General features: G+C 65.9%; 29 protein-coding genes. 13 read left to right on the top strand and 16 right to left on the bottom strand.

Going from position 1 to position 26,098, the window contains the following annotated elements:
* Positions 1-85 precede the first annotated feature (85 nt).
* Genes C7I84_RS11475 through pgeF form a run of 3 tightly spaced genes read right to left on the bottom strand, consistent with a single transcriptional unit; the run spans position 86 to position 2,665 of the window.
* Positions 86-667, bottom strand: a complete 582-nt coding sequence (locus C7I84_RS11475; RefSeq protein ID WP_106772322.1) for a hypothetical protein — start codon at positions 665-667, stop codon at positions 86-88.
* A 52-nt stretch (positions 668-719) separates the two neighbouring features.
* The gene (locus tag C7I84_RS11470) at positions 720-1,871 is read right to left on the bottom strand and encodes a M24 family metallopeptidase (protein ID WP_106772321.1); all 1,152 of its coding nucleotides are present in this window, start codon (positions 1,869-1,871) and stop codon (positions 720-722) included.
* Complete coding sequence (pgeF, locus tag C7I84_RS11465; protein WP_106772320.1) at positions 1,871-2,665, bottom strand: peptidoglycan editing factor PgeF; 795 nt, start codon at positions 2,663-2,665, stop codon at positions 1,871-1,873. The genes C7I84_RS11470 and pgeF overlap by 1 nt, the downstream gene beginning before the upstream one ends.
* Before the next feature lie 240 nt (positions 2,666-2,905).
* On the opposite strand from pgeF, the gene C7I84_RS11460 reads away from it, so the two are divergent.
* A complete protein-coding gene (locus C7I84_RS11460; RefSeq protein WP_106772319.1) occupies positions 2,906-3,241 on the top strand; it encodes a hypothetical protein in 336 nt (111 codons plus the stop codon).
* Between the two features lie 41 nt (positions 3,242-3,282).
* On the opposite strand, the gene C7I84_RS11455 is transcribed toward C7I84_RS11460, so the two are convergent.
* Positions 3,283-3,825, bottom strand: coding sequence for a Kazal-type serine protease inhibitor domain-containing protein (locus tag C7I84_RS11455; RefSeq protein ID WP_106772318.1), 543 nt, complete (start codon positions 3,823-3,825; stop codon positions 3,283-3,285).
* 402 nt (positions 3,826-4,227) lie between these two features.
* Between C7I84_RS11455 and C7I84_RS11450 the strand changes: the two genes are divergently transcribed.
* The 3 genes from C7I84_RS11450 to C7I84_RS11440 all read left to right on the top strand — a co-directional run bounded on the left by C7I84_RS11450 (position 4,228) and on the right by C7I84_RS11440 (position 5,957).
* Positions 4,228-4,446 carry a cold-shock protein gene (locus tag C7I84_RS11450; RefSeq protein WP_106772317.1) on the top strand — a complete coding sequence of 73 codons (219 nt, stop codon included), beginning with the start codon at positions 4,228-4,230 and terminating at the stop codon, positions 4,444-4,446.
* A gap of 523 nt (positions 4,447-4,969) precedes the next feature.
* Positions 4,970-5,182: a cold-shock protein gene (locus tag C7I84_RS11445; RefSeq protein ID WP_106772316.1), complete on the top strand. Its 213-nt coding sequence runs from the start codon at positions 4,970-4,972 to the stop codon at positions 5,180-5,182.
* Positions 5,183-5,498: 316 nt separating this feature from the next.
* Complete coding sequence (locus C7I84_RS11440) at positions 5,499-5,957, top strand: BA14K family protein (RefSeq protein ID WP_106772315.1); 459 nt, start codon at positions 5,499-5,501, stop codon at positions 5,955-5,957.
* Between the two features lie 120 nt (positions 5,958-6,077).
* Here the strand turns inward: C7I84_RS11440 and C7I84_RS11435 are convergent, their stop codons facing one another.
* The 3 genes from C7I84_RS11435 to C7I84_RS11425 form a co-directional block, all read right to left on the bottom strand.
* Complete coding sequence (locus C7I84_RS11435; protein WP_106772314.1) at positions 6,078-6,719, bottom strand: MBL fold metallo-hydrolase; 642 nt, start codon at positions 6,717-6,719, stop codon at positions 6,078-6,080.
* A 295-nt stretch (positions 6,720-7,014) separates the two neighbouring features.
* Positions 7,015-7,299 (bottom strand): hypothetical protein, encoded by a 285-nt coding sequence (locus C7I84_RS11430; RefSeq protein WP_106772383.1) that lies wholly within the window; start codon positions 7,297-7,299, stop codon positions 7,015-7,017.
* Positions 7,300-7,446: 147 nt separating this feature from the next.
* On the bottom strand, positions 7,447-8,340 hold the full coding sequence (locus tag C7I84_RS11425; protein WP_106772313.1) for a branched-chain amino acid aminotransferase: 894 nt from the start codon (positions 8,338-8,340) through the stop codon (positions 7,447-7,449).
* Between the two features lie 241 nt (positions 8,341-8,581).
* Between C7I84_RS11425 and C7I84_RS11420 the strand changes: the two genes are divergently transcribed.
* The 5 genes from C7I84_RS11420 (at position 8,582) to C7I84_RS11400 (ending at position 12,899) form a co-directional block, all read left to right on the top strand.
* Complete coding sequence (locus C7I84_RS11420; protein ID WP_106772312.1) at positions 8,582-9,124, top strand: MarR family winged helix-turn-helix transcriptional regulator; 543 nt, start codon at positions 8,582-8,584, stop codon at positions 9,122-9,124.
* A complete protein-coding gene (locus C7I84_RS11415; RefSeq protein ID WP_106772311.1) occupies positions 9,124-9,828 on the top strand; it encodes a response regulator in 705 nt (234 codons plus the stop codon). The genes C7I84_RS11420 and C7I84_RS11415 overlap by 1 nt, the downstream gene beginning before the upstream one ends.
* 99 nt (positions 9,829-9,927) lie before the next feature.
* Positions 9,928-10,194 (top strand): DUF6074 family protein, encoded by a 267-nt coding sequence (locus C7I84_RS11410; RefSeq protein WP_106772310.1) that lies wholly within the window; start codon positions 9,928-9,930, stop codon positions 10,192-10,194.
* Between the two features lie 105 nt (positions 10,195-10,299).
* A complete protein-coding gene (locus tag C7I84_RS11405; RefSeq protein WP_106772309.1) occupies positions 10,300-11,715 on the top strand; it encodes an ATP-binding protein in 1,416 nt (471 codons plus the stop codon).
* A 125-nt stretch (positions 11,716-11,840) separates the two neighbouring features.
* Positions 11,841-12,899 carry a glycosyltransferase family 4 protein gene (locus C7I84_RS11400; protein ID WP_106772382.1) on the top strand — a complete coding sequence of 353 codons (1,059 nt, stop codon included), beginning with the start codon at positions 11,841-11,843 and terminating at the stop codon, positions 12,897-12,899.
* Here C7I84_RS11400 and C7I84_RS11395 read toward each other — a convergent pair.
* From C7I84_RS11395 to C7I84_RS11375, 5 genes are all read right to left on the bottom strand, one after another.
* A complete protein-coding gene (locus C7I84_RS11395) occupies positions 12,896-14,080 on the bottom strand; it encodes a TMEM43 family protein (protein ID WP_106772308.1) in 1,185 nt (394 codons plus the stop codon). The genes C7I84_RS11400 and C7I84_RS11395 overlap by 4 nt on opposite strands.
* Before the next feature lie 94 nt (positions 14,081-14,174).
* Entirely contained in the window at positions 14,175-15,254 is a 1,080-nt protein-coding gene (locus C7I84_RS11390) for a DNA topoisomerase IB (protein WP_106772307.1), read from the bottom strand.
* A gap of 56 nt (positions 15,255-15,310) precedes the next feature.
* Positions 15,311-15,667, bottom strand: coding sequence for a tRNA-binding protein (locus tag C7I84_RS11385; protein ID WP_106772306.1), 357 nt, complete (start codon positions 15,665-15,667; stop codon positions 15,311-15,313).
* The gene (locus C7I84_RS11380) at positions 15,667-16,167 is read right to left on the bottom strand and encodes a type III secretion system chaperone family protein (RefSeq protein ID WP_106772305.1); all 501 of its coding nucleotides are present in this window, start codon (positions 16,165-16,167) and stop codon (positions 15,667-15,669) included. The genes C7I84_RS11385 and C7I84_RS11380 overlap by 1 nt, the downstream gene beginning before the upstream one ends.
* Positions 16,168-16,469: 302 nt before the next feature.
* Entirely contained in the window at positions 16,470-16,814 is a 345-nt protein-coding gene (locus C7I84_RS11375) for an accessory factor UbiK family protein (protein ID WP_106772304.1), read from the bottom strand.
* A gap of 132 nt (positions 16,815-16,946) precedes the next feature.
* Between C7I84_RS11375 and lgt the strand changes: the two genes are divergently transcribed.
* Both lgt and C7I84_RS11365 read left to right on the top strand, forming a co-directional pair.
* Positions 16,947-17,798: a prolipoprotein diacylglyceryl transferase gene (gene lgt, locus C7I84_RS11370; RefSeq protein ID WP_106772303.1), complete on the top strand. Its 852-nt coding sequence runs from the start codon at positions 16,947-16,949 to the stop codon at positions 17,796-17,798.
* On the top strand, positions 17,795-18,877 hold the full coding sequence (locus C7I84_RS11365; protein WP_106772302.1) for a class I SAM-dependent methyltransferase: 1,083 nt from the start codon (positions 17,795-17,797) through the stop codon (positions 18,875-18,877). Before lgt ends, C7I84_RS11365 begins: the two co-directional genes overlap by 4 nt.
* Before the next feature lie 37 nt (positions 18,878-18,914).
* On the opposite strand, the gene C7I84_RS11360 is transcribed toward C7I84_RS11365, so the two are convergent.
* Entirely contained in the window at positions 18,915-19,403 is a 489-nt protein-coding gene (locus C7I84_RS11360; RefSeq protein WP_106772301.1) for a DUF4347 domain-containing protein, read from the bottom strand.
* A gap of 374 nt (positions 19,404-19,777) precedes the next feature.
* Here C7I84_RS11360 and C7I84_RS11355 point away from each other — a divergent pair, with 374 nt between their 5' ends.
* On the top strand, positions 19,778-20,581 hold the full coding sequence (locus C7I84_RS11355) for a DUF2189 domain-containing protein (RefSeq protein WP_106772300.1): 804 nt from the start codon (positions 19,778-19,780) through the stop codon (positions 20,579-20,581).
* Positions 20,582-20,634: 53 nt separating this feature from the next.
* Here the strand turns inward: C7I84_RS11355 and C7I84_RS11350 are convergent, their stop codons facing one another.
* Together C7I84_RS11350 and C7I84_RS11345 are read right to left on the bottom strand one after the other, a co-directional pair.
* Positions 20,635-22,494 (bottom strand): calcium-binding protein, encoded by a 1,860-nt coding sequence (locus tag C7I84_RS11350; RefSeq protein ID WP_106772299.1) that lies wholly within the window; start codon positions 22,492-22,494, stop codon positions 20,635-20,637.
* A 185-nt stretch (positions 22,495-22,679) separates the two neighbouring features.
* Positions 22,680-24,443: an adenylate/guanylate cyclase domain-containing protein gene (locus C7I84_RS11345; RefSeq protein ID WP_106772381.1), complete on the bottom strand. Its 1,764-nt coding sequence runs from the start codon at positions 24,441-24,443 to the stop codon at positions 22,680-22,682.
* A gap of 272 nt (positions 24,444-24,715) precedes the next feature.
* On the opposite strand from C7I84_RS11345, the gene C7I84_RS11340 reads away from it, so the two are divergent.
* Positions 24,716-24,964 carry a hypothetical protein gene (locus tag C7I84_RS11340; RefSeq protein WP_245428398.1) on the top strand — a complete coding sequence of 83 codons (249 nt, stop codon included), beginning with the start codon at positions 24,716-24,718 and terminating at the stop codon, positions 24,962-24,964.
* 107 nt (positions 24,965-25,071) lie between these two features.
* Here C7I84_RS11340 and C7I84_RS11335 read toward each other — a convergent pair whose 3' ends face one another.
* Complete coding sequence (locus C7I84_RS11335; protein ID WP_106772298.1) at positions 25,072-26,097, bottom strand: fatty acid desaturase; 1,026 nt, start codon at positions 26,095-26,097, stop codon at positions 25,072-25,074.
* Position 26,098: the final 1 nt, after the last annotated feature.

Genomic DNA, 26,098 nt, shown 5'->3' with positions numbered 1-26,098 from the left:
CTGCTTCAACTCTTTGTTTCATCGCATGATCTTATCCGAAAAGCCTGCAGTTTTCGCTGCGCTGGCGTTCGGTTCGGGATCGTGCTCAGCCGCTGGCGCCTGCAAGCCAGTTCGCCAACTGGTCGATGGTCTGATCGGCGATCGCCTGCATGGCCGTGGAGGGAACGGAGGCCCAGCCGTCGCCGTCGGCCGAGGCCGCCTTCTGCTGGCCGGAGATGCGGTGGATGCGGTTGCCGGTCGGGTCGTAGACGTCCCAGACGTAGATGACGGTCGTTTCCTTGCCCTCGACCAGCGGCGTGAAATAGCCCTTGAGCATATGGGTGGTGCTGGTGTCGGCGCTGCCGGTCAGCCGCATGCCGCGTTCGCGCGCGCGGCTGGCCAGCCGCTCCGACAGCGCGGTCGCGGCCTCGACCGAGGTGCCGACGATCGGCGCGAACTGGATGCGGGCATTGGCGACCAGCGCGGCTGACGGTCCCGTGGGCGGCGCCGGCGTGGAGGAGGCAGCCGCTGGCGCGGCCGCCGATTGCGACGGGTCGGGCGCGGTCGAGGATGTCGATCCCTGCGCCGGCGGGGTGATCGCCGAGGGCTCCAGCACGTCCTGGGTGCTGCTGCATGCCGCCAGGACCGCCATCGCCATCACGGCGCCGGCCAGCAGCGGCTTACGCATCCTACCCTCAACCGTATCGTTCAATGCGCGTACCCTTTTGCCGACTGCCGATTCACTGCACGATCAAGTCGAGATCATGGCGGGAAAGGGGCCTGGGCTGCGTTTCGGTGGTGAGATAGGTGCGGCCCAGCGTCATTGCCGTCTCGGTCTCCGAATCCATGATGATCATGTGGGCGAACAGCGTCATGTTGGGCGCGATCGGCTCGGCGTTGCCCTGGTAGAACATCGGCGTGTCCATCCAGCTCGGCGCGAAGCGGGCGCCGACGGAGTAGCCGCAGGCATTCAGCCTGTGCCGCGTCAGGTCGTGCGCTTCCATCGCCTTGGCATGGGCGTCGAAGACATCGCCGAAGGTGTTGCCGGGCGTCATCGCCCGCTCGACCGCCGTCAGCGCGTCGCGTGCCGCCTCGAACAGCTCCTGATGCCGCTTCGAGGCCTTGCCGGTGAGGATCGTGCGCATCATCGGCGCATGGTAGTGGTGGAAGACGCCGGCCCATTCGAGCGTGAGCTGGTCGTTCTTGGTCAGCTTGCGCCGTCCCGCCTTGTAGCGGCAGAGCAGCGCGTCGGCGCCGGAGCCGATGATGAACTCGTTGGCCGGGTAGTCGCCGCCGCCGGCAAAGATCGCGCCCTGCATCGCCGCCAGGATGGCGCCTTCGTCGCCGCCCTGCTTGATGAGCGGCAGCGCCGCGTCGAGCGCCTCGTCCGACAGAGCGGCGGCGCGTTCGGCCTTCTCGATCTCGGCCGGGCTCTTGAACTGCCTGAGCCGCGCCACCATGCCCGAGGCGTCGACCACCTGGCCGAAGGTATGCAACTGCTCGTCCAGCCGCCGGCCTTCGTAGGCGGTCAGACCGTGCGTGTCGTATTCCACGCCGATGCGCGCGCCGAGCAGGTCGAGATCGTTGAGCAGGTTGCGCAGGTCGAGCGAAGGGTTGGCCTTTTCGCGGTCGAGCCATAGCACGATGTTGTCGAGGGTCGAGGTGTGTCTGGCCTGGCGCAGGTCGGCCGAGCGGGTGAGCAGCAGCATCGAGCCGTCCGCCTTCACCACCAGGCACTGGAAGAAGCAGAAGCCGAAACTGTCGTAGCCTGTCAGCCAATACATGCTCTCCTGCGCAAACAGCAGCAGCGCGTCGAGCTTCTTCTCCGCCATCTCGATGACCAGACGGTCGCGACGGGCGTCGAATTCGCTGCGTTCGAAATGCAGGGCCATCACAACTCCTCCAGCACGATAGCGGATATCAGGCGCCCATAATCCGCCTCGCCGCGGTGCGTGGTGCGGCGGTAGGAATAGAAGAGATCCTCTTCGGCATAGGTGCAGCGATTGAGCGCCTCGGCCGTCACGCCGGCCTTGCGCAGCCGGTCGATCGTGTAGCCGTTGAGATCGAAAAGGGCGTGACCGGGTTTTGCCGACGGCACGAACCAGGCGGCGTTGTCGGGGTCGGCATCGGTGAAGCGCGCGACGAATTCCGGGCCGACCTCGTAGTTTTTCGGGCCGATGGAGGGGCCGAGCACGGCGACGATGCGGCCGCGTTCGGCGCCCAAGGTCTCCATGGCGGCTACCGTGTTCTCCAGCACGCCGGTGAACGCTCCCTTCCATCCGGCATGGGCCGCGCCGACGACGCGGGCATCCGCGTCGGCGAACAGCACCGGTCCGCAATCGGCCGAGGTCGCGCTCACCGCGAGGCCCGGCCGGTCGGTGACGACGGCGTCGGCCTGCGGTCGCGGCGAGGGGAGGGGGCCGGTCGCCACAATCACGTCGGGAGAGTGGATCTGGTAGGCCGAAAGCAGCGCTTCCGGCGCGACTCCCATCCAGGTGGCGACGCGCCGGCGATTTTCCGCGACCTTCTCGGGATCGTCGTTCGACCCGTTACCGATGTTGAGGCCGCGGTAGATGCCCTCGGACACGCCGCCGGCGCGCGTGAAGAAGCCGTGGCGGATGCCGCGCCGTCGTGCCTCCTCGAGCAGGGGCGAGCGCAGCGGATCTGGCTTGTCATCGTCTGTCATCCGCCGCCTTGTTCTCCGCGAGGCCTGAATCGTCAAGGCGAAATTCGCCGCACGGTCCCGGCCGCCGATCAGGCGCGAAAAGTGAGCCAGCGGTCTGATCAAGTCAACCGTCGTCCCGATCCGCGGGAATCGAGGACATGCGAACAACTTCCGGAGGAAAGTTTTAACAGGCTTGCGCGTTATCTAGCTGCCGCCGAACGGGGTGCGAAACCGTGCGGCATGCATCATGTGGAGGATTCCATGAGAAAGTTGTGCCTCGCTGCCGCTCTGCTGCTCGCGACGCTGGCTCCGGCAGGTGCGGCTCCGCCGGCGCCGCTGGCCGGCGCCGGCCAGACCGACGTCGTTCAGGTGCGCGGCTGCCATGCCGACGTCCGTCGTCACTACGTACCCCAATACGGCAGGTCGGTCGCGCACTACCATCGCCGCAACTGCCGGCCGGTGCGCGCAGGCATGGCCCCGCCGATCCGCCGCGACTGCCACCGCGACGTTCGCGTGCACCGCATCAACGGCGTCCTGGTGCGCCACCGCCATGTCGGTCCTTACTGCGCCGTGCGTGTGGTCCGGCGGTTCAACTGATCTTTTGCGGTGAGGCGGCCGGCAGCGTGCCGGCCGCACCATCAGCACGGGCCTTCGCCGAGGATCCGGTAATCCGCCGAGCGTGCCTCGCAGGCATTCGGGAAGGTGCGCCTGTCGCCGCCGCGGCGGGCGCAGACCGGCGCGTATTCGCGGGTGCAAAAACGCGGCCGGTCGCCGTCGTCATCGCCGCCACCGCCGCCGCGTCGGCACTCGCCGTCGCCTAGGACGCGATAGCCGGCCTGCTCGGCCAGGCAGGGATTGTTGAAGGTCTGGCGGTCGCCGCCGCGCCGGGCGCAGACCGGGCGGTATTCGCGCGTGCAGGCACGAGGTTCATCGCTGCCGCGGCCGCACTCGCCGCGGCGGATGACCCTGTAGCCGGCCGCGTCGGCCATGCAGGCGTTGGCGAAGGTGCGGCGGTTGTCGCCGCGGCGGGCGCAGACGGGATCGTATTGCTGGGTGCAGAACCTGTCGTCCGGGATCGGGCGGGGGCCGGGACCCGGCTCGTCGACCACGACGGTGCAGGACGTGAGCACGGCGAGTACCGCGAAAAGCATCGCGCAGCGCGACCAGATCGTTGACAGCATAGTGACCCCTCCAGAACCGTCCTGCAGCCGGACGCATCGGTGATGATCGCGATTCTCTTGCAGAAGGCAATCCACCTTCTCCAGACCACACCTTTCGGGCGGCTCCGCGATCCGGCAAATGCCTTGACCGCCTGGACGTATGCGGAGCGGTATGAACCGGTATGAACCTCGCTTGCGCAAGGAGGATTTCCGTGCGATATATTTCGTGTTCGGGCATTTGCTGACCCGGAGACTGGACGTTCTTGGACGAAACCTTTCCCCGCTCTCGTAAATATCTGACGGCCCCATGGCGGTGGGCCGATGGTGCGCCATGCACTGCCGCCAAGTCACCGGTGTTCGAGCTCCGGGTCCGCCCGGGCCCGCACCGCCCGACCAACTGCAGCGGGTGAAGGAGCTTCCCCCATGTCTCAGACCGGAACCGTCAAATTCTTCAACGCAGCCAAGGGCTTCGGCTTCATCACCCCGGATGGGGGCGCCAAGGACGTTTTCGTCCATATCTCGGCGATCGAGAAGTCGGGCCTGCGCACTCTGGTGGACGGCCAGAAGGTGAGCTTCGACATCGAACCTGACCGCATGGGCAAGGGCCCCAAGGCGGTCAATCTGCGCGTCGCCGGCGACTGACCCACGAACTGTGCCGGCCGTTCCGGCGCACACGCGCGGCGTGCCATCGGGTGCGGTCGTCGTCGACCGACACGATGGTTTGTGGCTAGCGCCGAGTGCGCCGGATTGGCCCAATGACAGGAAAGGCGTGGCGGTTTGACCGCCGCGCCTTTTTTATGGCTGAAACGGCAGCCATAATCATACTCCAGCCGAAACCACTCCCGTTCGGCCGCCATATTCGAATGTTTCTCGGGTTCTTCGTCGCGCATGCGGGCGGGCGGAGAAACTTTCGCTTGCCCGTTGTCAAAAAATGAAGGACTAATTTCCACCTCGGGCATTTGCGGGCCCGGAGATGGGAGTGGCATGCGCCGACGGCGTCGGAAGACTAGTCGGCGAAGCGTAAGCGAACGAGAAGAGGGCGCTCGAAGCCCCGGAATAGGCATTGAAGCCCGGCGCGACCTTTCTTCTCCTCCACCAGATGACCGGGAGCCGTGCGGGTGGATCCCCGTCGGACTTCTATTGATGGGGCGATAAGGAGCTACCCATGCCGCAGCACGGCACCGTCAAGTTCTTCAACCATGCCAAGGGCTTCGGATTCATCACGCCCGACGACGGCGCGAAGGACGTGTTCGTCCACATCTCGGCCGTGCAGGCTTCGGGCCTGCCAGGCCTGGAGGACGGCCAGAAGGTCACGTTCGATACCGAGCCCGACAAGCGCGGCAAGGGGCCGAAAGCGGTCAACCTCCAGGTCGGATAAGCGGCGCCGCTTGCTCCGTACCTCCGGCGCCTTCCTTTGGGCGCCGGCATGGCCAGTGTTCTAGTGGGCTGTGTGTGGCGGTCTTGCTGTGGGCTGTTTGCGGACGGTCGAGATGTCCGTACCCACGCCGGAAATATGCCGCGGCAGTCACGTCGAGCGGGAACGATGTGCCGACGCGACATCCTACGGCGCCGTGGCGCGACATCTTTTTGCCGAATCCGCCGTTCAGCCTGCGTTCAGGTGCAGGCGCCTACTGCTTGATCCGACGTGAGGGCGGAGCCTCGACGCCCGCCCGGATCGCCGAAGGAGATTCGACATGAACCGTTTGCTGAAGTCCGCCGTGCTCGGCCTTGCCGTTGCGGCGACCACGCTTGCGACGTTGCCGGCGGCCCAGGCCGGCGACGGCTGGCGCCGCCATCACCACAATCGCTACGATTCCGGCGACATGGTCGCGGCGGGCGTGCTCGGCCTTGCGGTCGGGGCACTCGCCGCCGGCGTGGCGACCGCTCCCGAGCCCGACTACTACGAGCCGGTCTATCGCGAGCCCGTGCCGGTCTATCGGGAGCCGGTATACCGCGAGCCCGTCTATCGCGAGCGCGTGCGGGTTTATCGCGAAGTGGAGCCGGCCCGCGACTACTACGCCTATCGCGGCGCGCTCGAGCCCTGGTCGCCCGAATGGTACGACTACTGCTCGTCGCGATATCGCTCGTTCAACGCGCGCACAGGCACCTTCACCGGCTATGACGGCGTGAAGCGCTTCTGCCAGGCGAACTGAGCGACATTTCGGTTGCAGGATCGGGCGGCGCTGCTCTCGGAGCGGCGCCGTTTCGCTTGCGGGGCAGAGCGAACTCGATGCCGTTTGCCTGTTGCTGGTCCTTGGAATGCCGGCTCGACGTCACACCAGGAACGGATTGCTGCGCCGTTCCTCGCCGAAACGGCCGCCGGGACCGTGTCCGCACAGGAAGCCGATGTCGTCGCCGAGCGGCAGCAGCTTGTCCTTGATGGACGCGATCAGCGCGGCATGGTCGCCGCCGGGAAGATCGGTGCGGCCGATCGATCCGCGGAACAGCACGTCGCCGACATGCGCGAACTGCGCCGCGCGGTTGTAGAACACGACGTGGCCCGGCGCATGGCCGGGGCAGTGCAGCACCTCGAACCTGTGATCGCCGAAGCAGACCTCGTCGCCTTCGGCGAGGTAGCGGTCGGGCACGCAGTTGCGGAAGGCGCCGGGCAGGCCGAAGCGCTGCGCCTGCTTCGCCAGATTCTCCAGCAAGGGGCGGTCGGCCTCGTGCGGGCCGACGATGTCGATGCCGAGCGCGTCCTTCAGGTCCATGGCGCCGCCGGCGTGGTCGAGATGGCCGTGGGTGATCCAGATCTGCCCGACTTCCAGGCCGTTGTCGCGGATGGCGGCGAGGATGCGGTCGACGTCGCCGCCCGGATCGACCACGACGCCATGCTTGCTCTCGTCGTCGAACAGGATCGTGCAGTTCTGCTCGAAAGGGGTCACCGGGACGATGCCCGCATTCAGCTTGCCCATGCTGCTCCTCGTGCTCACCGGTCGGAACGCGAGCCGTTCCTATGCACCGGAGCGCCGGGCTTTGAAAGCTTTCTCTGCGGAGCAGGCAATACCCTGAGCCCGTCCAAACGTGCCGGTCCGTATACGTTCCACCGGTCCTGTGCCGGCCGAACACCGAAAGCAAAACCCGATCAAGATGGACGGCAATGCCCCTCCATCTATTTGCTTTGTCGCAGGAACCTTGCCCGAAAAGTCTGCAACTTTTCGGGTCACGCTTTAGAGGGCAAGGCGCCGAAGCGCCTTGCCCTGGAAGGCCTCAGGCCTTGCTCATCGACTTCATCACCGCGCCGACGATACCCGTCAGGATGCCGCCGCCGACGACGCCACCCACCGCATCGCCGAGCGAGCCGGAGAAGGCGCTGGCCATCGTCGGATCGCTGAGCACGTTGGTCAGGATCTGGCCGCCGGCCACACCGCCGATCACACCGGAGATGACCTTGGTGACTGCGCTCATCGCCACCTGCTTCATCGCGGCGCTGACACCGTATCCGCCGATCGCACCGGTGACTGCCTGGATGATGATGGGAAGAAGAGCTTCCATGTCCATTTCCCTCCTCGGACACCGGCATGTGCCGGCAACGGATGAGAGACTCGGATCGGGGCCGCAGTCAATTCACTTGACGTGAGGGAAAGGTGGACGTCGACGCCGTCCACCGCTTTTTATGGGTTCAGGGCTGATATGCCGGGGTTACTCGGCAGCGATTGCCCGTTTCGGCTGCACGGCGGCCGTATAATCCTCCAGAAGCGTCCTGGTGATCTCGCCGACTTCGAATCGGTACGGGCCGATCTCGGAGACGGGCGTCACCTCGGCGGCGGTGCCGGTCAGGAAGCACTGTTCGAAGCCTTCCAGCTCCGACGCCTCGATGATCCGCTCGTTGACCTCGAAGCCGCGCCGCCGGGCAAGATCGATCACCGTCTGCCGGGTGATGCCGTTAAGGAAGCAGTCGGCGGCCGGCGTGTGGATCTTGCCGTCCTTGACGAAGAAAATGTTGGCGCCGGTCGCCTCGGCCACGTAGCCGCGCCAGTCGAACATCAGGGCGTCGGCATAGCCCTTGGCCTCGGCCGCATGCTTGGACAGCGTGCAGATCATGTAGAGACCGGCGGCCTTGGCCCGGGACGGCGCGGTGCGCGGATCGGGGCGGCGCCATTCGGCGATGTCGAGGCGGATGCCCTTCAGCTTCTGCGCGGGGTCGAAATAGCTCGGCCACTGCCAGATGGCGATGGCGCAGTTGATCTTGTTGTTCTGCGCCGAGACGCCCATCTGCTCGCTGCCGCGCCAGGCGATCGGCCGGACATAGGCGTCGGCGAAACCCTGCTTCTTCAGCAGTTGGCGGCAGGCCTCGTCGATCTCGGCGACCGACCAGGGAATGGTGAAGCCGAGGATCCGCGCCGATTCGTGCAGGCGTTCGGTGTGCTCGGTCAGCTTGAAGATCTCGCCGCCATAGGCGCGCTCGCCCTCGAAGACGGCGCTCGCGTAATGCAGGCCGTGTGTCAGCACATGAATCTTAGCGTCGGCCCATTTGACGAACTGGCCGTTGATCCAGATGAAGCCATCGAGCTGGTCGAAGGGAACGGATGCCATTTCTGCCTCCCGCGGGCCGCAGCCCTTGTCGTTTCTTGCAGTGGCGGCAGCCGTTGCGGCTACCGTCCTTGATGGTGAAAGATTAGGGCGATGCGCGACCCAAGGCAAACTCACGAAGTGTCGGATATCTCCGCTCCGGCTTGCCTTTTCGATCGCAATCCGCCGAAAAGCTTGGCAAAAATTATCAAGGCGGGTAAAATATGTCAATAAGGCTGACATAAATTTGCGAGCGCAGGCCCTGATGGCTGATCGGATCCAGACCACACCCAGACCAATCCGTACGCCGCTCAGCGGCGAGGACGGGATCGATCTCTCCATCATAGAGCTATTCTTCTTCGCATATCGCGACTTTACCTCCGATCCAGACCAGATCCTGGAAGCTTACGGTTTCGGCCGGGCGCACCATCGCGTCCTGCATTTCGTCAACCGCAAGCCCGGACTTACGGTGGCGGAACTGCTGGACGTGCTGCAGATCACCAAGCAGAGCCTGGCGCGCGTGCTCAAGCAGCTTGTCGACGCCGGCTACATCATCCAGGTGCCCGGACCGCGCGACCGGCGGCAGCGCGAACTCTATCCGACGCAGACGGGCAGGCAGCTCGCTCTGGACCTTGCGCGGCCACAGTCGCGCCGCATCGATGCCGCATTGAAGGCGCTCTCGGCGGACGAAAGGCAGACGGTGGAAGAATTCCTGAAAGCCATGGTCAACAGCGATCTCAGGCAGCAGATCGACCAGATCTCCGATCGCCGGCAGGACGCGCGTGGGTTGAACGAGGGGGAAGGCTGATGACGGATCTATCTTCGGCTCCGGACGACGATGCGCCGCATCTGCTGGTGATCGACGACGACACCCGCATCCGCAACCTGCTCAAGCAATATCTCACCGAGAACGGATTTCGCGTCACCGTCGCCGGCAACGCCGACGAGGCGCGGCGACAGCTTTCCGGCCTCGATTTCGACCTGCTCATCCTCGACATCATGATGCCGGGCGAATCGGGAGTGGAACTGACCAGATCGCTGCGCGAGCAGAAGTCGGTGCCGATCCTGATGCTGACCGCGCTCTCGGAGACCGACAGCCGCATCGCCGGCCTTGAGGCCGGCGCCGACGACTATCTGCCCAAGCCGTTCGATCCGCGCGAGCTCATCCTGCGCATCAACAACATCCTGCGCCGCGGCGGGCCGTCACCGACGCCCAAGGTCGAGCAACTCGTCTTCGGCCCCTACACGTTCCAGATCGCGCGGCGCGAGCTAAAGAAGAGCGGCGAGCCGCTGAAGCTCACCGACCGCGAGCAGGAGATTCTCGCGATCTTCGCGGCGCGCGCCGGCGAGACCATTCCGCGCCACGAGCTGGTCGCCGGCGATTCGGAGGTCAGCGAGCGCACCATCGACGTGCAGATCAACCGGTTGCGCCGCAAGATCGAGCGCGACCCCGCCAATCCGATATGGCTGCAGACGGTGCGCGGCGTCGGCTACCGGCTGAGCGTCGAATAGGCGGCCGTCGCTGCGTTAAGCATTTGTTTGAACCCGACCCCCACTCTCGCCGCGCGGCAGGGGATGATTCGCCGCGTGTGAGTGGTGGGGATTTTCGTAATGCATGAACAAACGGCCGAGCTGATCGCCTTTCCGATCGACCGGCGGATGGCGCTCGTCAAGCGGGCGGCAGGGGAACTGTCGGCGCTGAGCGGCGAGGCTGCGAACGGCTATTGGCGCGCAACCGCGCGCCGGCTGTTGCAGGAACTGACCGAGCAGGGGCGCGACATGGACGCCGCACGCCGGGAGGTGCTGCGCTTCTTCGAGGCCGTGCAGGCCGAGTTCCGCAAGGAACTGGCGCAGCGCCGCTCGAGCGCATCCGCCTGAGGCCTATCCGCCTGACCATCAGGCGCACGGTTTCCTCCGGCCCGCCTACGCCCTAGAATAGGCGGCGCGGCCGGGATGGTCCCGTCGCTCGCATGGAAAGGCGCAATGGCGACTTCGGACACCGATCGGACGGCCTATGCCGACTGGCGCCGTCGCGGCAGGCCGGCCTACAGGCTCGTCCAGAAGGTCTGGAACGTGTTCTGGCGGCGGATCTCGGCCTATCTGCCGAAGCGGCTCTACGCACGCTCGCTGATCATCGTCATCGCCCCGATGATCCTGCTGCAGTCGGTGGTGACGCTGGTGTTCATGGAACGCCACTGGCAGTTGGTGACGCAGCGCCTGTCGACGGCGGTGGTGCGCGACGTCGCGGCGATGATCGACCTGATCGAGACCTATCCGCATCCCGACGGGGACTATTCCGAGCTCGTCCGCATCGCGCAGAACCGGCTCGACATGAAGATCGACATCCTGCCGCCGGACCCGCTGCCGGCGCCCGGGCCAAAACCGTTCTTCTCGATCCTCGATCAGGCGCTGTCGGAGGAAATCCGCGACCAGATCAGGCGGCCGTTCTGGATCGACACGGTCGGCGAGTCCAAGATCGTCGAACTGCGCATCCAGCTCGAGGACAAGGTGCTGCGCGTCTTCGTGCGCCGCAACCAGGCCTATGCCTCCAACTCGCATATCTTCCTCGTCTGGATGGTCGGCACCTCGCTGTTGCTGCTCGGCATCGCCATCCCGTTCCTGCGCAACCAGATCAAGCCGATCACCCAACTGGCGGAGGCGGCCGAGAGCTTCGGCAAGGGCAGGCCGCTGCCGCCGGACTTCCGCCCGCGCGGCGCCGAGGAGGTGCGGCGCGCCGGCTATGCCTTCATCCAGATGCGCGAGCGCATCGAGCGGCAGATCGAGCAGCGCACCGCGATGCTGACCGGCGTCAGCCACGACCTGCGCACCATCCTGACGCGCTTCAAGCTGCAACTGGCGCTGAGCGGATCCAAGCCGGACACCGAGGCGCTCAACCAGGACGTCAACGACATGCAGGCGATGCTCGAGGGCTATCTCGCCTTCGCGCGCGGCGAGGCGCTGGAGGATCCCGGCCGCTTCGATCTCGCCGGCTATTTCGAAAAACTCGGCGACGAGGCGAAGCTGCGCAAACGCAAGCTCGCCACGACGCTCTCCGGCATCACCGAAATCCATGTGCGGCCGAACGCTTTCGGCCGGCTGCTGTCGAACCTGACGGGCAATGCCTTCCGCTATGCCAAGACGATCGAGGTCAAGGCATCGCGGACACGCGGCACGCTGCGCCTCACGATCGACGACGACGGGCCGGGCATCCCGGCGGACAAGCGGGAGGAGGTTTTCAAGCCCTTCGTGCGGCTGGACAATGCGCGTAATCTCGATGCCAGCGGTACCGGGCTCGGTCTGTCGATCGCCCGCGACATCGCGCGCAGCCACGGCGGCGATATCAAGCTGGAGGACAGCCCGCTGGGCGGGCTGAGGGTGATCGTTCGCATACCGGCATAGAGAGCCGCCGGCAGCGTCATCCCCCTGTCACGGAATCTGCACAATAAGGCGGCATGCCACGGCCAGCCGCGCAGAACGCCACCTTCGGAGCCGAAACGGCGCCGGCCGCGGAGGCTGCGACCGGCATGCTCAAGCGCATCCTCATCGTCACCGATGCCTGGCATCCGCAGGTCAACGGCGTGGTGCGCACGCTGCAGAACCTGGCCGAGCATCTGGCCAAGGCCGGCGTTACGGTCGAGTTCCTGACCCCTGCCGGCTTCCGCACGGTGCCGCTTCCCTCCTATCCGGCCATCCGGCTTGCCCTGCCTGGCCCTGGCCGGGTCGCGCGCCGGATCGAGGCGTTCCGGCCCGATCATGTCCACATCGCCACCGAAGGCCCGCTCGGAATTTTGGCGCGGCGCTACTGCCTGTCGCGCGGACTGGTCTTCACGACGAGCTACCACACGCGCTTCCCGGAATATGTGAGCAGCCGTGCGCCGTTCCCCGAAAGCTGGGTCTATGCCTTGCTGCGGCGCTTCCATAATGCCGGAGACGGCATGCTGGTCGCCACGCCGTCGCTGGCGCGCGAGCTGACAGACCGGAGGTTCACCAAGGCGCGGCTGTGGACGCGCGGTGTCGACACCGAGCTCTACCGGCCCGACCGCCCGCAAGTGCTCGACCTGCCGCGGCCGATCTTCCTGTCGGTGGGCCGGGTCGCGGTGGAGAAGAACTTGCAGGCCTTCCTCGACCTCGACCTGCCCGGCAGCAAGGTCGTCGTCGGCAGCGGTCCCGCGCTTGCAACACTGCGCGAAAGCCACCCCGACGTGACGTTCCTCGGCACGCGGACTGGCACGGATCTCGCCGACATCTACGCGTCCGCCGACGTCTTCGTCTTTCCCAGCCGTACCGACACCTTCGGCATCGTGCTGCTGGAAGCGCTCGCCAGCGGCCTGCCGGTTGCCGCCTATCCGGTCACCGGGCCGGCCGATGTTTTGGCCGACGGTATCGGCGGTGTGCTTTCGGACGATCTGCGCCATGCGGCGCTGGCCGCCCTGTCGATCGGCCGCGACACCGCGCGGCGCAAGGCGGAAACCTTCAGCTGGGCCGCCTGTGCCGGCCTGTTCCTGCGGCATGCTCGCGATGCGCACGCGCAGCCGGCGACGCTGCGGGCACCCGGCACGGTCGGCAAGATGAAGTTGTCCTAAGGCCCTGCCGCCGGGGTGGGAGCGGCGGCGGTCGCACGGGCCCTGCCGAGTTTCGACAGCACGAAGGCCACGGCTAGCGCGATGGCTACCAGGCCGAGCGACAGCAGCGGTCGGTACCAGAACCAGGCAACGGCGATGGTGACGAAGCCGGCCAGCAGCGCCAGCACCAGGGCGAGCGCCCCGGTGCCGAGGCGCACGATGCTTCCGAGGAAGGGCAGCACGTCGGCGATCACGCCGAGGGGGCCGAGCAACAAGGCGAAGCCGACGAACAGGAACAGCAGTCCGGCAATGCGCACGATCCAGGTCACGACGGTATTTTCCGTGACGGCATCGGCGAACATCTTCTCGGCCGGCACCGAGCCGGTTTCGACCATCAGCAGATTGCGGCCAGCCTTGGTTTGGTAAGGCTCGAACCTGTCGCCCGCCTGCCGGCCGACGATGCTGAGGTCTCCCGCCGGCGCCACCGAATAACGAATTCGGTAGTCGCCGACCGCCGGAGACGCCGGATCGCGACCGATGAAGATGCGACCGTCGACGATGCTCACCTTGGCGGAGCCGGAGAAGGCGTCGCGGATCGCGTCCTTCTGGGCCGGCGCCATCGGCAATGCCCTTTCGCCGCCGACAAGGTCGAGGACCGGTTCGTCGAGGTCGAAGGCACCGAGCCGCGCCCGATCCACCTGGAAGCGCCGGCCCTCGATCTCCATCGACGGGTTGGCGTGCCCCGCCGGCTGCTTGAAGTCCGTCGAGTCGATCGCACGATCCGACCATTTCTTGGAGTAGGTGTAGGTCGTGACCGTCTCCTCGCCGCCGCCCAGCTTGGTGGTGGTCTCGGACTTGGAGTCCTCCCGCCACTGATACATCTCCACCGACCGGACGAGGCGAAGCCCCGCGGCCGAAACGCCGAAGTCCGGATCGGTCAGGCTGACGTCGGTCGTGGCTTTGCCGGCGACATGCACCAGCCTGCCGTCATTGGCGGGATCGATCGTGCCGGCCTGGACGGAGACGACGAGGCCGGCGCCCTCATCGAGCGCCTCCGCGGTCGTTACCGCCCGGCCCTCGTTCCAGAACAGCAGCACGATCATGCCAAGGACCAGCAGCGGACCGATGATCAGCCCCGCCAGGGAGCGCCAGATGCGCCCGAACCAAGATACGGACGTAACCTCGCGAACCGAATCGCTCATCCAACCCCTCCAACAGCCCGCCTAATCTATCGGGCATTTTCGGTGGGCTAGCAACGCCGAAGCAAAAGAGAGCGGTCGACGTTGAATCGGAAGATCAGCAGCCCGCCAGCCAATTGCGGACCAGCACTTCCTGCTCGTCGAGCCCGTCCGCCTTGCGGCGCGACCGGCGGGCGGCGGCGAGTTCCCCGGCAAGCCGACCGGAGCTCCAGCTCTCCAGCACGCGCGGATGGATGTAGCAGGCGCGGCAGACGGCGCGGGTGTTGACCAGCCGGGCCGCGACCGCATCGATCACGGCGTTGATCGCCCGTTTCTGCGCGGCAGCCGAGCCCGGCACCGGCGTTTGCGCGAACAGCGAGACGGCGTGGATCGTCCCGCCCCATGTACGAAAATGCTTCGAGGTGAAGTCGCGGCCGCAGACGTCCTGGATGTAGCGGTTGATGTCCTGCGACCCGATGGGATGCCGGCTGCCTTCGGCATCCACATACTGGAAGAGCTGCTGGCCTGGCAGATCCTGCGCGCGCCGCACGACTTTCGCGATGCGCCGGTCGACGAGTTGGAGGCGCCATTCCTTGCCGGACTTGCCCTTGAAGGCGAAGCGCAGGCGCGAGCCCTCGATGTCGACATGCCGGTCCTTCAGCGTGGTGAGGCCGAAGCTTTTGTTGTCGCGCGCATAGGCGGCATTGCCGACGCGGATCAGCGTGTTGTCGAGCAGCCAGACGACCGCCGCCACCACCTTCTCGCGCGGCAGGTTGTGGCGGCGCAGGTCGGCGTCCACCTGCGCCCGCAGGGCGGGCAGGGCTTCGGCGAAGGCGGCGAGGCTGGAGAATTTCGCCTCGTCGCGGCAGAGCGCCCAGCGTTCGTGGTAGCGGTACTGCTTGCGTCCCCTGGCGTCGCGGCCGGTCGCCTGGATGTGGCCGCTCTCGACCGGAGCGATCCACACGTCCGTCCATGCGGGGGGAATCGCCAGCATCCTGATCCGATCGAGCGTGCCAGCGTCGCCGACCCGGTTGCCATCGGGACCGCGATAGAAAAATCCCTTGCCGGCGCGCATCCGCCGGATGCCGGGCTCCTCATCGCTGACATAGACCAGCGATGCCTCCCTGGCGGAGATCTCGGGATCAGGCCTGGCGGAAAGATCCGCCGCGTCGGGCTGCTTCAACACCTTCCGCTCCATTCGCGACAAGCGGAACGGAAAGCATCAAGGTGTCAAAACGGTTCCTCGTCGGGAGATCAGAACAGACGGCCGCCGTCCGGCACCCTGCGCTCGATGGCGCCCAGCACGACGTCGCCCTCGCCGTCGGGAAAGCCCAGCGTCAGCACCTCCGACATGAACTTGCCGATCTGGCGCGGCGGAAAATTCACGACCGCGAAGACCTGGCGGCCGACCAGCGTCTCGGGCGTATAATATTTGGTGACCTGCGCCGACGATTTCTTCACGCCGATCTCGGTCCCGAAATCGATCTTCAGCTTGATCGACGGCTTGCGCGCCTCCGGATAGGGCTCGGCTTCGACGATGGTGCCGGCGCGGATGTCGACCTTGTCGAAATCCGCGTAGGTGATCTCCGGCTTGGCCGGCCCGCCGGCCATCAGGCGTTGCCCTGGGTCTCGAACAGCACCGCCGACAGCGCATCCTTGGCCGAGATGCCCGACCAGATCACGAACTGGAAGGCTTGGAAATAGCCCTCGCAGGCTTCGAGCGCGCTCGACAGCAGCACCTCGACCTGCTGGCTGGACGGCTCGACGCCGCCGGCGAGCAGCAGCGACTGCCGGAACATGATCGCGCCTTCCTGCTCCCACAGATCGAAATGACCGAACAGCAGCTGCTCATTGATCTGCGAGAGGAGCCGCAGGATCTCCAGCGTACGGTTCTCCGGCACCTTGATGTCGAAGGCGCAGGCGAGATGCAGCGCCTCGAAATCCTCCATCCAGGAGAAGGAGACATGGTAGTCGGTCCAGCTTCCGACCACGGAGATCGCGATCTCGTCGTCGCCCGTGCGCTCGAACGCCCAGTCGTTGTTGTGCGCGACCTGCTCGATGACATCGACGGGGTGAATGTCACGTCCGACGTCGAGTTCGACCAATTCCATCATGCGTTCCCTGTGTCCCCACGCCTGCCGGCGGACCGGCAGCAGGTTATGTTTCGTCAAACCGAAGCGACAGGGACGCTGGCGCAACCTACCCCGAGCCGGGCTCCGCCTGCCGGCGCATGATCCGTCCCGAATCATGCAGCAAATTCAGTGTATTGATCGGGAGTCGCGTGACCAGCCCCTTTTTTCCGGAAGAGGCCGCCAGATGTGGAAAGCAGTTGCGGAACAGATTCACGCAAACGGCTTAAACGATTCACGGCAAAGCGCTTTTTCTCGGCCGCGGCTGTGGAAAATCTACTGAATTATTTCTGGGGATCGCTTTTGGTGGAGCGTCTTACCCGGCCGCGCGGCGTCTCCAGCGGCTCCTCTCCCGGGATGACATCGGCCCCTGCCTCGAGCGCGGCCACCCTGGCCGCCAGCGCATCGACCAGCGCGGTAAGCTTCTTGTTCTCGGCGCGCGCCTTCACCGCCATGTCGCGGACGGCCTCGAACTCCTCACGCTGGACGACCTCCATCGTGTTGAGGATTCTTTCGGCCTGCGAGCGGAACGCCGTCTCCACCTCGCGTCGCACGCCCTGAGCGGCGCCGGCGGCATCGGTCAGCAGCTTGGCGAATTCGTCGAGGATGCGATTCGGTCCGGCGGCCATGGCGAAGCTCCTTCGTTTCATTCGAGGTAATCCCGCTCTGCCGCCAATGCAAGGGTGACGGCAAGCCGCCTTGACCCCGCCCCAAGGCTGGCACATGGTCCGCGCCGTCCGCACCCCGACCGCGAGGCCGATTTGCCCGACTTCCTGCTTTTGCCGCTCGCGGCGCTGCCTTTTCCCAACATCGATCCGGTCGCCATCCGGCTCGGCCCGCTGGCGGTCCACTGGTACGGCATCGCTTATGTCGTCGGCATCCTCTTCGGCTGGTGGTATTCCAAGCGCCTGGTCTCCGACGAGCGCCTGTGGGCCGGTGGGCAGCGGCCGATGCGGCCGGAGGACATCGACGATTTCCTCGTCTGGGCGGCGGTCGGCATCGTGCTCGGCGGGCGTATCGGCTACGTTCTGTTCTACGACCTTGCCCGCTACCTGCAGAACCCGCTCGACATCTTCGCGGTCTGGCAGGGCGGCATGTCCTTCCATGGCGGCTTCGCCGGCACGACGCTCGCGATGATCCTGTTCGCCCGCAAGCGGGGCATCCGCGTGTGGACGCTGTTCGACGTGATCGCGGCCGGCGTGCCGGTGGCGATCGGCCTGGTGCGCTGCACCAACTTCATCAATTCCGAGCTGTGGGGGCGGCCGACGGACTTGCCCTGGGCCATCGAGTTCCCGAATGGGGGTCCGTTCACGCGCCATCCGAGCCAGCTCTACGAGGCGCTGCTGGAGGGGCTGGTGCTGTTCGTGCTGCTCAGGGTCCTCACCCACTCCTTCGGCAAGCTGAAAAGCCCCGGCTTCGTCTCCGGCGCCTTCGTCGCCGGCTATGGCGCGGCGCGCATCTTCGCCGAGTTCTTCCGCGAGCCGGACCCCCAACTCGGCTATCTCCTCGGCGGCTGGCTGACCATGGGCATGATCTTGTCGACGCCGATGGTGCTCTTCGGCATCTGGGCGATGGCGACGGCGCGCCGAACCGAGACGCCGCAGCCGGCATGACCGCGCTGACGGAGCGGATCGCCCGGCTGATCGCCGTCGACGGGCCGATCAGTGTCGCCAGCTACTTCGCGCTCTGCCTCTCCGATCCGCGACACGGCTACTACATGGCGCGCGAGCCGTTCGGCCGCGCCGGCGACTTCACCACGGCGCCGGAGATCAGCCAGATGTTCGGCGAACTGGTCGGCGTCTGGCTTGCTCTGGCGTGGCGGGCGGTCGGCCGGCCAGAGCGCCCGCTGGTCGTCGAGATCGGGCCGGGCAGGGGCACCCTGGCGAGGGATATGCTGCGCACACTGGAAAAGGTCGAGCCCGGCCTCCGCTCCTCCGCCTCCTTCCGGCTGGTCGAGACCAGCCCGAGACTCAAGACCGTGCAGAGGGTGACCTTGGAGGGAACGGGCGTCGACATCCAATGGCACGACAGCCTCGACGACCTGCCGGACCGGCCTCTGCTCATCGTCGGAAACGAACTGTTCGACGCGATCCCCATCCGGCAGTTCGTCAAGGCGGGCGGCGGCTGGCGCGAGCGCGCGATCGGCCTGAGCGATAGCGGAAAGCTGGCCTTCGTCGCCGGCGCCGGCTCGCTCGATCCTGCCTTGCTGCCGCCGGACGCGGCCGAGGTGCCGGAGGGCACCGTCTTCGAGACCGCACCGGCACGCGAGGCGGTGATGCAGGGCATCGCCGAGCGCATCGCCGCCGCCGGCGCCGGCCTGTTCATCGACTACGGCCATTTCCGGCACGGTTTCGGCGACACGCTGCAGGCGGTGCGCAGGCACAAGCCGGAGGACCCGTTGGAAAATCCCGGCGAGGCCGATCTCACCGCGCACGTCGATTTCTCCGCCCTCGCCGACCGGGCAAGGGTTGCGGGGCTGGATACCCATTTCGCGACCCAGGGTGAGTTCCTGCTCGGCCTCGGGCTGCTCGATCGTGCCGGCCGGCTCGGCGCCGCCGCCGACGAGGCCGGCCGCGAGGAAATCCGCGCCGCCGTCGAGCGCCTGGCCGGGCCGGACCAGATGGGCGAGCTGTTCAAGGTGCTTGCCGTGCTGCCGCGCGGCGTTGCGGTGCCGCCGTTCGCGCGTTCCTGACTGCCGATGGAATGATTTGTCAAATTGTTCCGAGGCTTTACGGACGCGATGCCTTGGACACGCTGCCGCCCGGATAAGCAACCATGATGTCCCCGAAATTGAAATCCCACAAGACGTTCTCCGCGCTTGTTCCGGCGTAGGTGGGAACCCCGAAGGCACGCGCGAAGCTTGCCAGCAGCCTCTCGTTCTGGCCGACGGTGCAGCCGCGAAGATATACGAAACTTTCGCCGCTGATCACCTCGCGAATCTTGGCGAAATGGCCTTCATAGTCCTTGAAATTGCTCAGTTCGACAAAATGACCGCCGATCTGGATTCCGCTGGCGTTTCCGTGGCCGATGATGATCACCTTTTGAATCAGGTCGCCGGCGTCGTGACCGTAGGCGATCGTCATATCGACAAAGTCGTACGGGTCCTTCGGCGCAAATGCGAAGCATTTGAAGCCGGTCCCGTATTTCGCCAGCATGGTATTGAGCTTCCAACCGCGCTCGATTGTGATGGCGGTTACTTCGCGCCCGTCTGCTGCCATCTCTTTTCCCAACCCGTTGGAAATATTCAGCAGCTACAATCAGAAATTGAATATGGAACTCAATCTCAAACAGGAATTGTAGAAAATATACAAAAAGCACTATCAGATAGCACCTCAACAATACTGGATCATATGGCAGGCATGCAAGCGTGAGCATTGCCCCCAAGGGCAACCTCTTCAAGCGATTGCCCTTGGCATGGGTCCGAGATCTCCAGGTCCGTACGTTCGGTTTTTGCGAACGAAGTTTTGGAAGAACACGCGACTTTCCGTGCAAAGACGCTATACTGCGACCTTAGGTCGCGTCCTTGGTGGCCGAGCGACCAGATCACGGCCCGCCGTGGCGCGACCGATCCGACCCGACAGGAGGAACGGTCATGGCAGGATTTCACGTCATCGCAGGCCCGGACGACAGGATCGTCCATCCGGACATTCGCCGGATCGGCTTTTCGGATCTGACGGACGCGTTGCGGCGCGGCCTCGACGACTTCATGGCGAAGCCCTCGCACATCATGTTCATCTGCATCGTCTACCCTCTTGTGGGTGTCGTCCTGGCCGCCTGGACGTCCGGCAGCAACGCGTTGCCTATGCTGTTCCCGCTGATGTCCGGCTTCGCGCTGATCGGTCCCATCGCCGCGATCGGTCTCTACGAGATCAGCCGCCGCCGCGAGGCGGGGCTCGAGGCGTCGTGGTGGCACACGCTCGACGTCCGGCATTCGCCGGCCATACCGGCGATCGTCGCCGTCGGCGCCTTCCTGCTCGTCGTGTTTATCGCCTGGCTGCTCGTGGCGCGCGGTGTCTACATGGCTGTCTACGGCGACGTAGCGCCGCCCTCGCTGGGCGGCTTCATCTCGGAAGTGCTGACCACCGGGCAAGGCTGGCAATTGATCATCTTCGGCTGCCTCGCCGGCTTCGTGTTCGCCGCCTTCGTATTGTGCACGACGGTAATTGCTTTCCCGCTTCTGCTCGACCGCGACGTTGGAGCCTACGAAGCGATGGCGACGTCCTTTCGCGCGGTGGCGGCCAATCCGGTGACGATGGCCGCCTGGGGCTTGATCGTGGCGGCGCTGCTTGCCATAGGCTCGCTGCCGGTCTTCGCCGGACTGATCATCGTGATCCCGGTGCTCGGCCATGCGACCTGGCATCTCTACCGCAAGCTTGTCGAGCCGCCGCACGAGTAAACGCAAAAGGGGCGCGCCGCGATCGGCGCGCCCCTTTCTGCATTCACTGAAGGTCAAACCAGCGCAGACACCGTGAAGTCCGTGGCTGTAAGTCCTGGAAGACCGTTCAGCGTGGCGAAGTGGATGCCGGCGCCGCCGCCGCTGCCGTCGGCGTCGTAGAAGAGTTCGCCCGTGCTCATGTTGTAGATGATCCGATCGTCCGAAGCTTCCGCCAGGCCGGTGCTGTTGGCCAGGAAGGCGGCCGGATCCAGCGATCCGCCGAGCGCGGTGAAGATCGCCGCGGAAAGCTCGATCGTGTCGTCGGCGACGGTGAAGTCGCCGATGGTGTCGACATTGCCGCTGCCGAGCGCCGTCGAGAACACGAATGTGTCGGCGCCGAGCCCGCCATGCAGCGTGTCCGAGCCGCCGCCGCCGTCGAGCCGGTTGGTGCCGTCATTGCCGCGTACGACCTGCACGAAGGAGTTGCCGGTCAGGTCGACCGAGTAGGTCGCGTGCAGCGCGGTGGTGTTGAGAAGCTCGACATGCACGCCCTCGGCCAGCACGTAGTCGACGCCGGCCGCCACCCTGTCCGTTCCTTGGTCGGCAAGCTCTATCACCACGGCCTCGGAGTCGTAGACGGCATAGGTGTCGTTGCCGCCCAGCCCGCGCAGCGTGTCGGGCGAGCCGTCGTCCGGGCCGGGGCCGGTGCCGCCGTCATGCAGGAAGTTGTTGCCGTTGTTGCCGACGATGGTCTGCGACAGGGCGTTGCCACGAAGATCGATCGCCAGCGTGGAGCTGGTGCTGTTGGTGGTCAGCAGTTCGATCTCGAGGCCGTCGGCAAGGGTGTAGCTGATACCCTTGACGGCGATGCGGTCGGTGCCGCCGGCGGCCGCCTCGATCACGGTGTCGCCGGCGTGATTGACGTAATAAAGGTCGTTGCCGGCGCCGCCGTCCATCGTGTCGGCGCCGATGCCGCCGTCGAGCGTGTTGTCGGACGCATCGCCGGCCAGCACGTCGCCGTCGGTGTCCACCCCCGACACGGTTACCGTGACGGTCGCGGTGTTGCCGCCGTCGAGCGTGTAGGTGAAGCTGTCCTCGGCCGTTGCGTTGGTGGCGCCGGAGGCCGACCCGGGCAGGTGGTCGAACTTGCCGTTCGGGTCGTAGCTGAACGTGCCGTCGGCATTCAGCGTCAGCAGCGCACCGGAGGCCAGCGTGATCTCGGCGCCGACATCGGCCGCGACGCCGTTGACCTCGGCGATCACCAGGGTGCCGCCGCCGGTATCGGTGTCCTCTCCGGAACCGTTGTCGGCGAAGACATCGCCGCTGACCGGCGCGTTCTCGGCGGTCGTCACGTCGTCGTCCTGCGCCAGCGCTCCGGTGATGGTGAACGGGCCGGCCGGCGCCGGCTGCCGCGTCGTGCTGTTGAGCGTCCAGTTGGTCGGGTCCGCTATGGCGGCCAGGAGTTCGGCGCGCGTGCCGCTGGTCGGACCGGTATAGGTGCCGTTGTCGGAGCCGAAGGCGAGGGCGGTCTCGCCCAGCGTCAGCCCGGTCGGCAGCGCCGAGGTCAGCGTGTCGGTGGCGTCGCCGGCGAATGTTTCATTGCTGTCGGCGAAATCGGCGGCATAGATGAAGGTCGGAGATCCCGCCGTGCCCTGATAGGCGATGATCTGGTCGCCGTTGACGTTGAAGGCAACGGCGCCGATTCCCGGCGCGGTGATCTCGATGACCGTGCCGGCCGCGACGTCCGCTCCGGCCGTGTAGGTGGTGGTGCCTTCGCTCGCCAGGAATCCGCCGGCGGCTTTCCAGCCATTGTCGGTGAAGTTGATGGTCGTGCCTGCCTCGATGTCGCGTAGCAACACGAAGGCGAAGGTGTCGGGATCGTCGGCATTGTAGTTGACGACGGCGATGTCGCCCGCAGCGAGCGTAGTTGCCATTGGGTTATCCTCCTCAGAGGCCGTCGCGGTCACGCCGCCCGGCCATGTGCAGAACCCCGTCCGGCTCCACCCTACCAGAGCATAGGAAGCAGAACGCAAGAAAAAGCGTACATGGTAAGCGACGGATACTTTTTGGAAACCCTTGGTTTATCAATGATACCGCGTCCACAACTTCCGATGGATGCTCAAATCTCCACCCCGGCGTCGCGCAGGCCGCTCGCCAGCCGGTCGATCAGCGACGGATCCTTGTAGGGCAAAGCGCGCTTCAGATGAGCGACCGAGAAGTTCGGGTTCACCTTGAGCGTGTCCTGCCACCAGCGCCGCGCCTCGTCCGGGCGGCCGGAAAGGCCGTAGAGGCAGGCGAGATAGAAACGCGTCATGTCGGAGCGCGGCGACAGCATGAGCCGGCGCTTGAAAGCGATCTCGGCCTCGTCGTAGCGACCCAGCGCCAGCAGCGCCCGCCCGAGGAAATGCAGCGCCATGTCGAACTGCGGATCAAGCCGATGCGCCCGCGTGTACAGCGCCGCCGCCTCCTCGTGCCGTCCCTGGAAGTCGCGGACGTTGCCGAGCCCGGCATAGGCGTCCGCCAGGCTGGGGCCGAGCTCGACCGCGCGTTCCGCCGCGGCCGCCGCCTCGTCGAGGCGCTTCAGCCAGGACAGGGCGAGCGCCAGGGCGATGTGGCCCATCGGCTCGGTCTCGTCCAGGTCGATCGCCTTGCGCGCCAGTACCAGCGCCTGATCGAGGTTTTCCGGCGTGGCGCCGTTCCACTGGTTGGCATAGTCGGCGAAGGCGATGATGGACAGCCGCGCATGGGCGAGCGCCTGGCCGGGGTCGATGGCGAGCACGTGCTCCAGCATCCTGCGCGCCTCCACGGCGGAAGCCGGGTTGAGCTGCATCAGCGTCTGGCGCGAGCGCACCAGCAGGTCGTACACCTCCGGGTCGATCTTGCCGCGGCTTTCGCGGCGGATTTCCTCGCCGGCCGTGAGCTTGACCTTGAGGGCGCCGACGATGGTGCGGGTCACCTCGTCCTGCACGGAAAAAATATCGGAGATGTCGCGGTCGAAGCGATCCGCCCAGAGATGGCCGCCATTGCTGCCGTCGATCATCTGCGCGTTGATGCGCACGCGCCCGGCGACCCGCCGCACGCTGCCTTCCAGCACGTAGCGGACGCCGAGCTCGCGGCTGACCTGGCGGATGTCCGTCGACCTGCCCTTGTAGGCGAAGGAGGAGTTGCGTGCGATCACGAACAGGCCCGACACCTTCGACAGGTCGGTGATGATGTCCTCGGTGATGCCGTCGGCGAAATAGCCCTGCTCGGCGTCGCCCGACATGTTGTCGAAGGGCAGAACGGCGATCGAGGGCTTGTCCGGAAGGGCAGGGGGCGTTTCCGGGAGCGCGGTTGCCGGCGGGCGCGCCGTCCCGCCTGGGGCCCAGACCCAGATATGCACCGGCCGCTCTATGTTCTTCACCTCATGGCGGCCGCCGTCGGCAAAATCGATGCCGACTCGCCCCTCGACATGCTGGCGGACGGCGTCCGAGATCGCCACGCCGCCGGGATGCGCCAGCGTCTCGATGCGGGCCGCCAGGTTCACGCCGTCGCCGAAGAGATCGCTGCCGTCGACCATGACGTCGCCGAGATTGACGCCGACGCGCAGCACGATGCGCCGCTCGTCCGGCATGTCCGCATTGGCCGCCGCCATGTCCCGCTGCAGCGCCGCCGCGCAGTCGACCGCGTTGACGGCGCTGGCGAACTCGACGAACACGCCGTCCCCCGTGCGCTTGAACACGCGGCCCTGGTGGCGCTCCACCAGCGGGTCGAGCACGTCCTTCCACCGCCGGGTGAGCAAGGCATGCGTGCCCGCCTCGTCCCGCTCCATGAGGCGGCTGTAGCCGACGACGTCGGCGGCCAGGATGGCCGCGAGCCGGCGCCGGACTTGTTCGTTGGTCATCTCGGCGATCACCTTCGGGACCGTTTGGCCGCCGAGTCTATCGGCGCGCCGTCGGCAAGTCCATTCGGCGGACACGGCCGACCACGCCGCCGACGACGGTTCGCGGTAACGCTGCGGTAACGCAATTGTCACGAAAGGTTACGGAACGATTTCAAAAGTGATTTTTTGGGACTTGGTAAATCCCGAATCAGGGGGTTCCCTATAGGGAAGGCTGACGGTCAGAGCGGCCGGGGGAAATGCCTGTGCCGAACGTGCGAAAGGAGGCCTCGGCCATGACACGTCACCGGATTACGCCTGCGGGCCTGGATGCCGATGCCATCGAACGCGACATCACTTTGGACTCGGTGGAACGCGCCGAGATCGAGCGTGCCATCGAAGCGGTCTGCGCCGAACTCGGCCTCGGTCAGCGCCCGGACGAGCGCCGCGCCCGGATCACTTTCGGAATCACCTCTACCTGGCGGGACGGTAGGCGGCAGCCGCTCAATCTCGTCAGCGCCGGCTTCGAGGCGGTCGGGGCGTAAGGCATGTCTGCCGAAAGTGCGTGAATTCTTTTCACGCGACCTGCTTTAGCCGGATTCCTTGAGATGCGGTCGGGCGCCCGGTGGCAGACCGTCTCAAGAAGCGGATGTCATGCAAGCACGCGAGCCTCGCGGAAGGAGACCAGTTTTCGGCGGGTCTCGCACCACAGCACGAGTTTCACGCATTGGAGGCTGCGCAACAGCGTGATGCGGCCGATGCCGCCAAGTTCGGGGTGATCGTGCAGCACTTCCGGCAGCCGGTAGCAGGGAACGCGGCTCGACAGGTGATGGACGTGGTGGACACCTATGTTGCCGGTGAGCCAGCGCAATATGCCGGGCAAATCGTAATGCGACGACCCATGCAGCGCCGCCTCCTGGAACCGCCAGTCGGCGTTATGGTCCCAGTGCGTGTCCTCGAACTGGTGCTGGACGTAGAATAGCCAGATGCCTGCCGCGCCGGCCAGAATGACGATCGGCAGGTGCACGGCGAGGAAAGCCCAGGGCCCGATCGCCCACATCAAGCCCCCGGCCAGGACAACGATCGCCGCGTTGGTCGCCATGGTCGACACCCATGGCTCGGCGCCGTCGCGCATCATCCCTATCGGCAGCCGCTGCTTGAGCAGGAACAGCCAGACCGGACCGATGCCGAACATGACCAGCGGGTTGCGGTAGAGCCGGTATCCGAGCCTGCCCAACCGGGACAGCGCGCGATATTCGCCGATCGTGAGCGTCGTGATGTCGCCGATGCCGCGCCGGTCTAGGTTACCAGTCGATGCATGATGCTCGGCGTGAGCGCGGCGCCAGTAATCGTAGGGGGTCAGCGTCAGCACGCCGAGGGCGCGGCCGGTCCAGTCGTCGCCTTGACGGTGCGCGAAGAAGGATCGATGGCCGCAATCGTGCTGGATCATGAACAGCCGCAGAAGGAAACCGGCCGCCGGTATGGTCAGGAACAGGCCGATCCACCATCCGTAGTAGACGGCGACCGAGGCGAGCGCCCATAGGCCGCAGAAGGGAATGATCGTGACGGCCAGTTCGAACAGACTCCTGCCTCGATCCGGCTTGGCGTAGGAGGACAGGATTTTCGGCCAAGCGGGGGAGGCCTGGTCTGTCTGAGGCTTGGCGACGGCTGATTGCATC

It is taken from the genome of Kumtagia ephedrae (genome assembly GCF_003012745.1).
Classification (GTDB): domain Bacteria; phylum Pseudomonadota; class Alphaproteobacteria; order Rhizobiales; family Rhizobiaceae; genus Kumtagia; species Kumtagia ephedrae.
Note: the sequence above shows the minus strand (reverse complement) of the source record. Positions and strands in the feature narration are given on the sequence as shown.